This is a genomic window from Crossiella sp. NPDC003009 (assembly GCF_053591555.1).
This window is the reverse complement of sequence record NZ_JBSFUA010000016.1, coordinates 67666-81834: the sequence shown is the minus strand read 5'-3', so window position 1 is coordinate 81834 and position 14169 is coordinate 67666. Positions and strand designations below refer to the sequence as shown.

Below are 14169 nucleotides of genomic sequence, written 5' to 3'. Positions count from 1 at the left end.
CATCATAAAATCGAAACCGGTTTGAACAACGAACAAAAGCTCAGGTTAGGCTGCCCTAAGTACTCACTCTGGTGAGTGACGTCGATGGGGATGGGGTGCCTGTGTGGGCGGGGCGTTGACGCGCGATGCGGTCCGGGAAGCGGTCGCCGCGGTGCTGGGGGTGGCGCCGGAGAGTCTGGCGGAGCAGGACGATCTGCTACAGCTGGGACTGGACTCGATCCGGTTGATGCAGCTGGTCGGGCGCTGGCGGCGGGCCGGAGTCCGGGTCTCAGCCGCGGAGCTGGCCGAGCACCCGACGCTGGGGGAGTGGTGCCGACGCCTTGGCGAGAGTCAGGAAGTTGCCAGTCCGGCCGTGGTGCCCGAGGTTGATCCCACTGCGCCGTTCGGCTTAACCCCGGTGCAGCACGCGTACTGGATCGGGCGGCGGGATGACCAGCGGCTCGGCGGGGTCGGCTGCCACGCCTGCGTGGAGCTGACCGGACCACCGCTGGAAGCCGGACGCCTGGAGGCGGCGGTGCGGGCGCTGGCGGCGCGGCATCCGATGCTGCGGGCGCGGTTCCACGAGGACGGCACCCAGCAGGTGCTGCCGGAGAGCCCGTGGCCGGGGCTGACCGTGCGTGATCTCACCGGGCTGGCCAGACCCGTTGCGGCGCTTCGGCTGGCCGAGGTGCGCGAGCAGCTCGGGCACCGGCGGCTGGCGGTGCAGCGGGGCGAGGTGTTCGACGTCCAGCTCACCCAGCTCGACGGCGGCTCGGTGCTGCACCTCAACATCGACCTGCTGGTCGCCGACGTGCTCAGCATCCAGATCCTGTTGGCCGACCTGGCCGAGTTGTACGTCGGCCGCGGCGAAGCCCTGCCGCCGCTGGACTTCAGCTTCCCGCAGTACCTCGCCCAGCGCGAGGCCGCCCGCGCCGCCGACCGCGAGCGCGCCAAGGCCTACTGGCAAGATCAGCTGGACGAGCTGCCCGGCGGGCCACAGCTGCCACTGGCCACCGCCCCGGAAACCGTGCACCGGCCGTGGTTCCGCCGCCGCACCCACCGACTGTCCACAACGGACTGGCAGCGGTTCCAGGAACGGGCGCGCGCCCGCGGGGTCACCGCCGCCATGGCGCTGGCCACCGCCTACGCCGAGGCACTGGGCCGGTGGAGCGCCGCGCCGCGCTTCCTGCTCAACCTGCCGCTGTTCGATCGGCAGCAGCTGCACGCCCAGGTCCCGCACCTGGTCGCCGACTTCACCAACCTGGTGCTGTTACCCGTCGACGTGTCCGCGCCACAGTCCTTTGTGGACCGCGCGAAGGCTGTGCAGACCACCTTGCGGCGCAACGTCGAGCACGCCGACTACTCCGGCATCGAGGTGCTGCGCGAGCTGGCCAGAGCCGATGCCGGGCGGGAGCGCAGCGCGCCGGTGGTCTTCGCCTGCAACCTGGGCGGCGAGTTCATCCCGCCCCGGGTGCGCGCGGAGCTGGGGGAGTGGAGCTGGATGCTCTCCCAGACCCCGCAGGTCTGGCTGGACCACCAGGTCTACGAGGACAACGGCGAGCTGCTGCTGGCCTGGGACGCGGTGGACGAGCTGTTCCCCGAGGGCCTCGTCGATGACCTGTTCGACGGCTACACCCGCCTGGTCGGCCACCTCGCCGCCAAGACCGACACCTGGGACCTGCCGGCCCCGCTGGAGCTGCCTGCCGCGCAGCGGGCGGTGCGACAGGCCGTCAACGCGAGCACCCGGGTCGAGTCCGGCAAGCTGCTGCACGAGGACTTCTTCGCCTGGGCCCAACGGGATCCGCGCCGGACCGCGATCCGCGGCGCGGACGGCGATCTGGACTACGGCACGGTCGCCGCCCGCGCGCTGCGCCTGGCCGCCTGGCTGACCGCCACCGGGGTGCGCGCCGGCGACCCGGTCGCGGTGACCCTGCCCAAGGGCGCGGACCAGATCATCGCGGTGCTTGGCGTGCTCGCCGCCGGTGGTATGTACGTGCCGATCGGGGTTGACCAGCCGCCGCTGCGCCGCGCGCGAATCCTGGCCAGAGCCGGGGTTTCCGTCACCGTGGACGCCGCCGCGCTGACCGCCGCCGCCGGGTGCACGCCGCTGCCCGCGCCGGTCGAGCCGGCCGCGGACGCCTCCGCGTACGTGATCTTCACCTCCGGCTCGACCGGGGAACCCAAGGGCGTCGAGGTGTCGCACCGGGCCGCGGTGAACACCGTCGAGGAGGTCAACGAGCGCTTCGACATCGGCCCCGGTGACCGGGTGCTCGCGGTGTCCGCGCTGGACTTCGACCTCTCCGTGTACGACATCTTCGGGCCGCTCGCCGCAGGCGGCTCGATCGTCACCATCACCGAGGACGAGCGCCGGGACGCCGCCCGCTGGGCCGAGCTGGTGCGACGGCACGGGATCACGGTGTGGAACACGGTGCCCGCGCTGCTGGACATGCTGCTGGTCGCGGCGGGGGAGCGCGGGCTGCGGGACAGCCTGCGCCTCGCCCTGGTCTCCGGCGACTGGGTGGGTCTGGACCTCCAGCCCAGGCTGAGCGCGGCCAGCGACGGCCACTGCCTGCTGGTCGCCCTCGGCGGTGCCACCGAGGCGGCGATCTGGTCCAACGCGCTGGAGATCGAGCGGGTGCCCGCCGAGTGGGTGTCGGTGCCCTACGGCTTTCCGTTGCGCAACCAGCGTTACCGGGTGGTCGACGAGAGCGGCCGGGACCGGCCGGACTGGGTGCCCGGCGAGCTGTGGATCGGCGGCGCGGGGGTGGCCACCGGCTACCGCGGTGATGCCGAGCTGACCGCCCAATCCTTTGTGGAATATGACGGAGGACGCTGGTACCGCACCGGTGACCTGGGCCGGTACTGGCCGGACGGCACCCTGGAGTTCCTCGGCCGGGCCGACCACCAGGTCAAGATCCGCGGCCACCGGATCGAGCTCGGCGAGGTCGAGCACGCCCTGGAACAGTGCGCCGGGGTGTGGCGCGCGGTGGTGACGCCGAGCGTGGACCGCCGCCGCCTGTTCGCCGCGATCACCGCTGAGTCTGAAGTGGACAGCACGGCGGTGCTGGCCGCGGTGGCCGAACGGCTGCCCGCGCACATGGTGCCCGACCTGCTGGTGGTGTTGCCGGAGATCCCGCTCACCGTCAACGGCAAGATCGACCGCGCCCGGGTGTGCCGCGAGCTCACCGAGCACGCCACACCGGAGCAGCTCCTCACTCCGCCGCGGGGTGAGACCGAGATCGCGGTTGCCGCGGTGTGGGCCGAGGTGCTCGGGGTCGGTGAGATCGGCCGCGAGTCCGACTTCTTCCTGCTCGGCGGGGACAGCCTGGTCGCCACCCGGCTGATCGCCCGGCTGGCCGCGGCCGGGTTCGCCGACGCCGGACTGGACCGGCTCTTCGGCAACCCCCGGCTCGCCGACTTCGCCGCCACCGTCCACAGTGGCCGGACCGAGGACGAGCCGTCGGTGGCACTGCGGCCCGACCCGGCCAACCGGCACGAACCCTTCCCGTGCACCGACGTGCAGCGCGCCTACCTGCTCGGCCGCAGCGGCGAGTTCGTGCTCGGCGGGGTGGGCGCGCACTCCTACTTCGAGTTCGACGGCGTGGACGTGGACCCCGAGCGCCTGGCCCAGGTGTGGAACCGGCTGATCCGGCGGCACGAGATGCTGCGCGCGGTCTTCGACGCCGACGGCCGCCAGCGCATCCTGGCCGAGGTGCCGCGCTTCACCATCGAGGTCACCGAGGCCGGGACCGACGAGCAGGCCGCGCTGGCCGCGCTGCGGGAGGAGCTGTCGCACCGGGTCACCGATCTGTCGACCTGGCCGCTGTTCGACATCCGCGCGGTCCGGCACGGCGGCAACCGGCTGCGCATCGGCATCAGCCTGGACAACATCGTCTTCGACGGCATGAGCACCTTCATCGTGCTCTCCGAGGCCGCCAGGCTCTACGTCGACCCAGACGCCGAACTGTCCACAGTGGACGTCTCCTTCCGGGACTACCTGCTCGCGGTGGAAGGTGTCGACCTGGCCAAGCAGTCCTCCGTGGACTACTGGCTGGACCGGCTGCCTGCGCTGCCGGCCGCTCCGCAGCTGCCGCTGGCCGTGGACCCGGCGACCGTGGTGCGACCGCACTTCACCCGCCGCTCCGCCCGGCTGCCCGCGCGGGACTGGCAGCGGATCAAGGACCTCGCTCGCGCGCACCGCCTCACCCCGTCCGCGGTGCTGCTGCACTGCTACGCCGAGGTGCTGGCCGCCTGGAGCGCGCAGCAGGAGCTGACGGTCAACCTGACCCTGTTCGACCGCAGGGACCTGCACCCCGACCTGGCCAACATCGTCGGCGACTTCACCTCCCTGGCCCTGTTCGCCCACCAGCCCGAACCCGGGGAGAGCTGGGTTGCCGCGGTGCGCCGCACCCAGGGCCAGCTGGCCAGGGACCTGGAGCACCGGGACTTCTCCGCGGTGCGGGTGCAGCGCGAACTGGCCAGGCGACTGGGCAGTGTGGCCGCGGCCGCGATGCCGGTGGTGTTCACCAGCGCGCTCGGCCTCGACCAGTCCATGTGGGAGAACCTGGCCGCGGCCCGGCTGGAACAGGTCTGGGCCATCTCGCAGACCCCACAGGTGTGGCTGGACCAGCAGGTCTACGAGGCCGCGGGCGACCTGGTGTGCCACTGGGACGCGGTGGCCGAGCTGTTCCCGGCCGGGCTGCTGGACGCCATGTTCGCCGCCTACCGCGACCTGGTGTGGCGGCTGGCCGAGGACCCGGCCGCCTGGGTGCAGCCGCTGCCGGAGCTGCTGCCCGCCGACCAGCAGGCCGTGCGGCAGCGGGTCAACCAGACCGACGGCCCGGAACCGGATCGGTTGTTGCACGAGGGTTTCTTCGCCATGGCCGCCGCAGCGCCGGAGCGGATCGCGCTGTGCTGGGACGGCGGCGAGCTGACCTATCGCGAACTGGCCGAACGCGCGTTGCGGGTGGCCGGGCACCTGGTCGCGGCGGGCGTCAAGCCCGGCGACTCGGTGGCGATCACCCTGCCCAAGGGGCCGGCGCAGATCACCGCCGTGCTCGGCGCGCTCGCCGCCGGTGGCTGTTACGTGCCGATCGGCGTGGACCACCCGGCGGAGCGCCAGGAGCGGATCCGGCGGATTGCCAACGTCGTCACCAGCCTGGATAAAGAGTCCATTGTGGACGCTCAGCGGGCCGCGCCGCTGCCCGCGCCGATTCGGGTGGACCGCGCGAGCACCGCGTACCTGATCGCCACCTCCGGTTCCACCGGGGAGCCCAAGGGGGTCGAGGTCTCGCACCGGGCCGCGGTCAACACCGTCGAGGACATCAACGAACGCTTCGGCGTTGGTCCCGAGGACCGGGTGCTCGCGGTGTCGGGGCTGGAGTTCGACCTGTCCGTCTACGACATCTTCGGCCTGCTCGCCGCCGGTGGCGCGCTGGTGCTCATCGGTGAGGAGGAGCGCCGTGAGGCCGGGCGCTGGCTCCAGCTGTGCCGCGAGCACCGGGTCACGGTGTGGAACACGGTGCCCGCGCTGCTGGACATGTTGCTGGCCGCAGGGGAGACCGCTGAGTTCCCGCCGCTGCGGCTGGCCCTGCTCAGCGGCGACTGGGTCGGCCTCGACCTGCCAGCCCGGCTGCGCGCGGCCACCCCCGACTGCCGTCTGGTCGCGCTCGGCGGCGCGACCGAGGCGGCCATCTGGTCCAACGCGCTGACCGTGCGCGAGGTGCCGCGGCACTGGACGTCCGTGCCCTACGGCTTCCCGCTGCGCAACCAGCGCTACCGGGTGGTCGACGAACGCGGCCGGGACCGCCCCGACTGGGCACCCGGCGAACTCTGGATCGGCGGCGTCGGCGTGGCCACCGGCTACCGCGGTGATCCCGAGCGCACCGCGGCCCGGTTCGTCGAGCACGACGGGCAACGCTGGTACCGCACCGGCGACCTGGGGCGGTACTGGCCGGACGGCACCCTGGAGTTCCTTGGCCGGGTCGACCACCAGGTCAAGATCCGCGGCCACCGGATCGAGCTCGGCGAGGTCGAAGCCGCGATCGAGGCACACCCGCTGGTGCGCCAGGCGGTGGCCATCGCCCTCGGCGAACGCGGCCACCAGCGCCTGCACGCCTTCGTGCTGGAGCACGAGAATCTCGACACCACCGGCATGCACGCCTTCCTCGGTGAACGCCTGCCTGCCTACGCGGTACCGCCCCGGATCGACCAGGTCACCGAGTTCCCGTTGACCGCCAACGGAAAGGTCGACCGCAAGGCGCTGGCCCAGCTGGCCGAGGCGACGGGCGACCAGGGCGGCGACGAGCCGAGGGGCGAGCTGGAGACCCGGCTGGCCGCGCTGTGGGCCAGGCTGCTCGGCCTGCCCGGCCTGGGACGGCAGGAGAACTTCTTCGCCCTCGGCGGGGACTCGGTGCTGGCCATGAAGCTGGTCGCCCTGGTGCACAACGAGTTCGGCCTTGAGCTGAGCCTGCGCCAGCTCTTCGCCGCCCCCACCATCGCCGCGCTCGCGGCACTCACCCAGACCCAGCAGCTCGACCCCGAGCTGTCCTTCGAAGAAGGTGCCCTGTGACCGCACGCCAACCCGTTGCCGCACTGCTCGCCGAACTCGGCGCCCTGGGCGTCCGGCTGTGGGCCGACGAGGGGCAGCTGCGCTACCGCGCCCCCGCCGGCGTGCTCACCGGCGACCTGCTCGCCCGGCTGAAAGCGCACAAGAGCACCGTGCTCGCGCACCTCACCGACCAGGCAGGCGAGGCCGCGCTCACCGCCCGGCCCCACGAGCGCACCGAACCCTTCCCGCTCACCGACATCCAGGCCGCCTACCTGCTCGGCCGCCAGGACGCCTTCGACTACGGCGGCGTGTCGTGCCACGGTTACCTGGAGCTGACCTTCCCCGACCTGGACCCGGACCGGCTCTCCGCCGCCTGGGCGATCCTGGTGCGCCGCCACGACATGCTCCGCGCGATCGTGCACCCCGGCGGTTACCAGCAGGTGCTGGCCGAGGTGCCGGACCGTCCGATCAGGACGGACGACCTGCGCGGCAGGCCGGAGACCGAGGTGGCCCAGGCGATCGAGCGCACCAGGGTGGCCCTGGCCGACCACATCTACCAGCCCGATCAGTGGCCGCTCTACGACCTGCGGCTCACCCGCGCCGACGACCGCGCGGTGCTGCACATCTCGGTGGACCTGCTCATCGCCGACTACCTCAGCGTCAACCGGCTGCTGACCGAGCTGGGCAGGCTCTACCACCACCCGGACCGGCCGCTGCCCGAGCTGGAGATCACCTTCCGGGACTACGTGCTGGCCGAACGCGCCCTCGGCGACAGCGGCTCCGCGCACGCCGCGGCCCGCGCCCGCGACCACGCCTACTGGTGGGACCGCATCGACAGCCTGCCCGGCGCACCCGAGCTGCCCTTGGCCGACAACGCCCGCAGCCGCGGCCGGGCCGAGTTCACCAGGCACCGAATCACACTGGCCACAGTGGAATGGTCCGCGCTGCGCGGACTGGCCGCGCGGCACGGGGTCACCGCCTCGGCCGCGGTGCTCTCGGTGTTCGCCGAGGTGATCGGCCGGTGGAGCCGCAACCCCCGGTTCACCCTCAACGTCACCCTGCTCAACCGGCTGCCGCTGCACCCGCAGGTGGACCAGCTGATCGGCGACTTCACCTCGGTCAACCTGCTGGAGGTCGACCGCACCGAACCCCGCGACCTGGCCGGGCTCACCCAGGCCCTGCAAGCCAGGCTGTGGGCGGACATGGACCACCGGCTGTGCACCGGCGTGGAGGTGCTCCGCGAGCTGGCTCGCCGCCGCGGCCGGGCCGCCGCGCTGATGCCGGTGGTGTTCACCAGCATGATCGGCCTGGGCGACGACTCTGACGAGGCGCACGCCAACGGCCTGCTCGCCTTGGGAGACCTGGGTTTTGGCATCACCCAGACCCCGCAGGTGTGGATCGACTGCCAGGCCATGGAGGCCAAGGGGCAGCTGCTGCTCAACTGGGACGTGCGCACCGGCCTGTTCCCGGACGGCCTGGTCGAGGACGCCTTTGCCGCCTTCGCCGACCTGCTCCGCGGCCTGGCCGCCGACGAGACCGCCTGGACCGCGGCCGACCCGGTCGCCTTGCCCGCGAGCCAGCGCGCGGTCCGCGACCGGGTCAACGCCACGACGGCCCCGCTGCCGGAAGGGCTGCTGCACGAGGACTTCCTGCGCGCCGCACTGTCCACACCGGACGCCCCGGCGCTGCTGGCCGGGGAGCGGGTGGTCAGCTTCGGCGAGCTGCTGCGCCAGGCCACCGCGGTCGCCGGGACCGTGCACGCGGCCGGGGGCGGCCGGGTCGCGGTGGTGATGGACAAGGGGATCGAGCAGGTCGCCGCCGTGCTCGGCGTGCTGCTCGGCGGCGGCGCGTACGTGCCGGTGGACACCAACCAGCCGGCCGCCCGCCGCGACCTGGTGCTGGCCGACGCGGGCTGCCGCCTGGTGCTCACCCAGTCCTGGCTCGCCGGGGACACCTGGCCGGAGACCGTGCGAGTGGTCGCGGTCGATGCGCTGGACCCGTTCGGATCCGTGCTGCCGCAACTGGACACGGACCCGGACGAGCTGGCCTACGTGATCTACACCTCCGGCTCCACCGGCACGCCCAAGGGCGTCATGATGAGCCACCGCGCCGTGCTCAACACCGTGCGCGACATCAACCAGCGCTTCGCGGTGACCGGCGCGGACCGGGTGCTCGGCCTGGCCGGCCTCGGCTTCGACCTGTCCGTCTTCGACATCTTCGGCGTGCTCGGCGCCGGTGGCGCGCTGGTGCTGCCCGCCGCCGACCGCAGGGGCGACCCTTCGCACTGGGCAGAACTCGTTGCCAGGCACGGCGTCACGGTGTGGAACTCGGTGCCCGCGCAGCTGGAGATGCTCCAGCACTACCTGGAGGCCGAACCCGGGATCGAGCTGCCCAGCCTGCGCACCGCGCTGCTCTCCGGCGACTGGATCCCGGTCACCCTGCCCGACCGGGTGCGCGCCCGCGTTCCCCAGCTCCAGTTGACCAGCCTCGGTGGCGCCACCGAGGCCGCCATCTGGTCCATCCACCACCCCATCGACGAGGTCCCGGCCGGGGCGCGCAGCATCCCCTACGGCACCCCGCTGACCAACCAGACCTTCCACGTGCTCGACCACGCCCTGCGACCCTGCCCGGACTGGGTGCCCGGTGAGCTGTACATCGGCGGCCACGGCCTGGCCCTCGGCTACCTCGGCGACACCGAGCGCACCGCCGAACGCTTCCGCCGGCACCCGGTCACCGGGGAACGCCTGTACCGCACCGGTGATCTCGGCCGCTACCGGGAGCAGGGCGTGATCGAGTTCCTCGGCCGGGAGGACAACCAGGTCAAGATCCGCGGCCACCGGATCGAGCTGGCCGAGGTGGAGTCCGCGCTGACCACCCACCCGGCCGTCGGATCGGCCGCCGCACTGGTCGTCGGCGAGACCACCCTGGACCGCAGACTGGTCGCCTTCGCCACCCCGGCCGCCAAGTCCACATCGGACAGTGCGCCGGACGCGGAGCTGGCCGACCGGGCCGCGGCCAGGGCGAACGCGGTGGTCGCCGACCGCGACCCGGACCGCTACGCCGCGTTCACCGCCGCCTTCGACCGGGTCACCCTGCGCATCATGGCCGGGACGCTGCACGACGCCGGATTATTCTCCGCCGGGGCAAGGCACTCCGCGGCCGAGGTGATCGAGGCGCTCGGCGCGGTGCCCCGGCACCACGGCCTCGTGCACCGCTGGCTGCACGCGCTCACCGGAGCCGGGCTGCTGCACCGCGACGGCGAGCACTACCACGGCCTGCGCGCTGAGGGCGAGACCGCCGACCTGTGGTCCATAGTGGACGAACTCCAGGTCGAACTCCGCTACGGTCGCGAGCTGCTCGACTACGTGCGGGCCAGCTCCGCGCACCTGCCCGCGCTGTTCCGCGACGAGATCGACCCGCTCACCCTGCTGTTCCCGCAGGGGCAGCTCACCGTGGCGGAGGCGATCTACCAGACCAACCTGATCGGCCGGTACATCAACCAGTTCGTGGTGGGCGCGGTCCGCGAGCTCGCCGCCGCCCACCAGGGACCGGAACCGCTGCGGATCCTGGAGGTCGGCGCGGGCATCGGCGGCACCAGCACCGACCTCATCCCGGCGCTGGCCGAGTTCGACGTGCGCTACCGGTTCACCGACCTGTCCCAGTTCTTCCTCACCGAGGCGAGCAAGCGCTACGCCGACTACCCCTGGGTGGACTACGGGATCTTCGACCTCAACGTGGACCTGGTCCGGCAGGACATGCGGCCGAACTCGGTGGACGTGGTGCTGTGCGCCAACGTGCTGCACAACGCCAAGCACATCCCGACCGTGCTGGCCCGGCTCCGCGAGGTGCTGCGGCCCGGCGGGCACCTGGTGTTCATCGACGCCACCGGCGACAACCACCCGCTGCTGATCTCCAAGGAGTTCCACGAGGGCCTCACCGGCTACGAGGACCTGCGGCGGCACGACCACCGCGTGTTCCTCTCCGCGCCGGAGTGGCGTGCGCAGCTCGACGGCGTGGGCGCGCAGGTCCTGGCCTGCCTGCCCCGGCCGCAGGACCACTTCCCCGAGGTGGGCCAGCACGTGTTCGTGGCCAGGGTGAAGACCGACCGGCAGCCGGTCAACGAGACCGCGCTGCGCCGCCACCTCACCGAGCGGCTGCCCGAGCACATGCTGCCTGCCCAGCTGCACATCGTGGACGAGCTGCCGTTGTCCGCCAACGGCAAGCTCGACCGCGCCGCGCTCACATCCCGGTTGCCGGTGGAGTCCGGCGTGCCGGAGGCCAGCGCCGAACCGCCGCGCGACGAGCTGGAGACCGCGCTGGCCCAGGTGTGGGCCGAACTGCTCAACCGGGACCGGGTCGGCCGGGACGAGGACTTCTTCGCCCTGGGCGGCGACTCGCTGCTGGCCGCCAAGGTGGTCGGCCGGATGCGTGAGCAGATCCCCGAGGCCGCCGCCCTGGACTGGGAGACCCAGCTGCGGATCGTGTTGCGCGGCACCACCGTGGCCGACTACGCCGACCACCTCCGCGCCGCACCCGCCAGCACCGGCCAGCACGGCGGCGGCAGTTCGCTGATCGAGCTGGTGCCGGGCAACAGAGAACCCGCGCTGGTGCTGGTGCACGACGGCAGCGGCACCCTCGCGCCCTACCGCGCCATGGTCGAGCAGCTGCGCCGCGGCGGCCGCACCGTGCTCGGCCTGGAACCGACAGTGTCCTATGTGGACATTCCGGCCGAGGTGCTGCTGCCCAGGCTGGCCGCCGACTACGCGAGGGAGCTGCGCGCGGCCGGGCACAACCGGGTGGACGTGGTCGGCTACTGCATGGGCGGCCTGCTGGCCACCGAGCTGGCCCGCACCCTCGCCGAGTCCGGCGCCGAGGTGGACAGCCTCACCGTGATCAGCTGCTACCGCATGCCCTACCGCATCGAGGATGAGCTGCTGCTGGAGTATGCCTTCGCCAGGCTGCTGGAGGTGGACCCGGCCCGGCTCGGTTACCCCGAGGACGAGCAGCGGCTCGGCGCGGCCGTGCAGGCCGTGCTCCGGCACAGCCCCGGCCTGCTCCCCGACGGCTGCTTCGCCGCGCTGGACGGCGAGTTCGCCGAGGTCGCCGCCCGGTTCGGCGCGCTGGCCCTGCGCCCGCACGGGCAGCGGCTGGCCGCGATCGGCGCGCTGCTGGCCGAGCCGGTCGACCTGGCGGCGAGCTTCGCGGTGTTCGCGCACAGCCTGCGCGCGGTCACCACGTTCGAGGCCGAGCCCTACGCCGGGGACATCACCTTCCTGATGGACCGCGGCGACGTGCACTTCGTGCCCGACCTGCACGCCGGGATGACGACGTACTGGCAAGAGCTGTGCCTTGGCGAGCTGCGGATCGAGGAGATCCCCGGCGACCACTTCACCTGCCTCGGCCCGGCCAACGCCGCCGGTGTGCTCGCCCTGCTGCCAGGGGCGGGCCGGTGATCGGGCTGCTCGGCGCCTCCGGCGCGGTCGGCTCGGCCGCTGCCGAGCTGCTGCCACTGCCGCTGCGCCTGGGATCGCGACGGCGTCCCGCGCAGGTCAGGCCGGGTGCGGAGGTGGTGGAGACGGACATCACGGACGAGGCCCGGCTGGCCGAGTTCTGCCGAGGGTGTACGGTAGTCCTCAACTGCGCTGGCCCGTCCGCCATTCTCGGGGACCGGGTCGCCAGGGCCGCACTGGTCGCCGGAGCGTCCTATGTGGACGCTTTTGGTGATGACGTGGTGCATGAAGCTCTCCGGTCCGCTGTTCTCCCAGTGGACTTCATCGCGGTGCTGTCCGCTGGCACCGTGCCAGGTCTGTCCGGCGTGCTGCCGATTTGGTTGACCCGCAGAGGTATTGCCAGCCTTGACCGGGTGTCGGCGCACGCCGGCGGGCTGGAACGCTGCACCCCAGCCGCCGCGGCCGACATGCTGCTCAGCGTGACCGGGACCGATGGCGCGGGTGGCTCCTACGGGCAGGCACTGGCCGCCTGGCAGGACGGGGCGGTGCGGCCAGGGGCGTTGCGGGTCACCGAGGACACCCGGCTGCCGTTCTTCCCGGACCCGGTCACCGTCCAGCCCTACCTCAGCACCGAGGCCCAGCGCCTGGCTCGCACCCTCGGCGCGGCCAGGGTGGAGTGGCACACCGTCTTTCCCGGCCCCCGCGCCCGGATGTCCCTGGCCCGCTGGCGCGCCGAACCGCCGACCACACCGTCCACAGTGGACCGCGCGGTGACTGACCTGGTCACCGCGGCCGAGGTGGACCTGGCCGGGCGCAGCCCGTACTACGTGATCACCGTGCGCGCCGAGGGCCGCACCGCCGACGGCACCCCGCACCGGGCCACCGCCGTGCTGCGCACCGAGGACAGCTACCGGCTCACCGCCACCGTCGCGGTCGCCGCGGTGGAACAGGTGCTGGCCGGTGCCATCCCGCCGGGAGTGCACTTCGCCGCCCAGGCGCTGGAACCGGAAGTTCTGGTCGAGCGGGTTCGTTCCGCTGGCGCGGTCACCGTGCTGGAGGCGATCATCGACGGCGGAGCCGAGGACGAGGAGGGCGTGCTGTGAAGGTCGTGGTGGCAGGCGGCTCCTTCGGCCGCTTCTACGCCCGCGGCATCCGGCTCGCCCCGGAGCTCGAGCTGGCCGGGATCCTGGGCAAGGGCGGGCCGCAGTCCACGGCCACCGCCGAGGAGTTCGGCGTGCCGCTCTACGGCAGCGTGGCCGAGGTGCCCGCCGAGGTGCGGATCGCCTGTGTGGTGGTGCGCTCCGGCGTGGTCGGCGGGCGCGGCACCGAGCTCGCGCAGGAGTTCCTGGCCAGGGGCACGCACGTGCTGCAGGAGCAGCCGGTGCACCAGGACGAGCTGACCGCCTGCCTGAAACTGGCGCGGGCCAACAAGATCCAGTACCAGCTCAACGCCTTCTACCCGCACGTCGAGCCGATCGCCCGCTTCCTGGCCGCCGCGGCCCGGCTGCGCGCCGCCCAGGAGCCGGTGTTCCTGGACGCCGCGTGCAGCGTGCAGGTCAGCTATCCGATGGTCGAGCTGCTCGGCCGCACCCTGGGCACGCTGCGCCCCTGGGCCTGGGAGGCGCTGCCGCCGCCCGGTGCCGAGGTGCGCGCGCTGACCCGGCAGGACCCGCCGTTCCGCCTGGCGCAGGGCGTGCTCGGCGGGGTGCCGGTGACGCTGCGGGTGCAGAACCAGATCAACCCGGACGACCCGGACAACCACGGCCATTTCCTGCACCGCATCGCCTTGGGGATGCCCGGCGGCGTGCTCACCCTGGCCGACACGCACGGCCCGGTGGTCTGGACCCCGCGGCTGCACGCCGACCGGGACGCCCACGGCGCGCTGGAGCTGGACGGGCCGCAGCTCGCGCTGCCCACCGGCACCCTGCTCGGACCGGTCAGTCCCGGCAGCTACCAGGACGTCTTCGGCCACACCTGGCCGGTCGCCGCGGCCGCCGCCGTGCGCGAGCTGGCCGCCGCGATCGAGGCGGACCGGGACCCGTTGCGGCACGGGCAGTTCACGCTGGGCGCGGTCCGGGCCTGGCAGGATCTCACCGGCCGGCTCGGCCAGCCTGACCTGGTGCGCGGCCAGGATCCCGATCCGATCACCGCGCACGAACAACTGGGGTGCACGACATGAACGACAGGAGC

Annotated in this window: 4 protein-coding genes; all 4 read left to right on the top strand. The window is 72.8% G+C overall.

Annotation, left to right across the window (positions count from 1 at the left end; genetic code table 11):
- The first annotated feature begins 103 nt into the window (after positions 1-103).
- The 4 genes from ACWDY5_RS19290 to ACWDY5_RS19275 are packed head-to-tail and all read left to right on the top strand — an operon-like array spanning position 104 to position 14158.
- Positions 104-6550, top strand: coding sequence for an amino acid adenylation domain-containing protein (locus ACWDY5_RS19290; RefSeq protein WP_449723550.1), 6447 nt, complete (start codon positions 104-106; stop codon positions 6548-6550).
- Positions 6547-11982, top strand: a complete 5436-nt coding sequence (locus ACWDY5_RS19285) for an amino acid adenylation domain-containing protein (RefSeq protein ID WP_449723549.1) — start codon at positions 6547-6549, stop codon at positions 11980-11982. The genes ACWDY5_RS19290 and ACWDY5_RS19285 overlap by 4 nt, the downstream gene beginning before the upstream one ends.
- Positions 11979-13082, top strand: coding sequence for a saccharopine dehydrogenase NADP-binding domain-containing protein (locus tag ACWDY5_RS19280; protein WP_449723548.1), 1104 nt, complete (start codon positions 11979-11981; stop codon positions 13080-13082). The genes ACWDY5_RS19285 and ACWDY5_RS19280 overlap by 4 nt, the downstream gene beginning before the upstream one ends.
- On the top strand, positions 13079-14158 hold the full coding sequence (locus ACWDY5_RS19275) for a Gfo/Idh/MocA family oxidoreductase (protein ID WP_449723547.1): 1080 nt from the start codon (positions 13079-13081) through the stop codon (positions 14156-14158). Before ACWDY5_RS19280 ends, ACWDY5_RS19275 begins: the two co-directional genes overlap by 4 nt.
- Positions 14159-14169 lie beyond the last annotated feature (11 nt).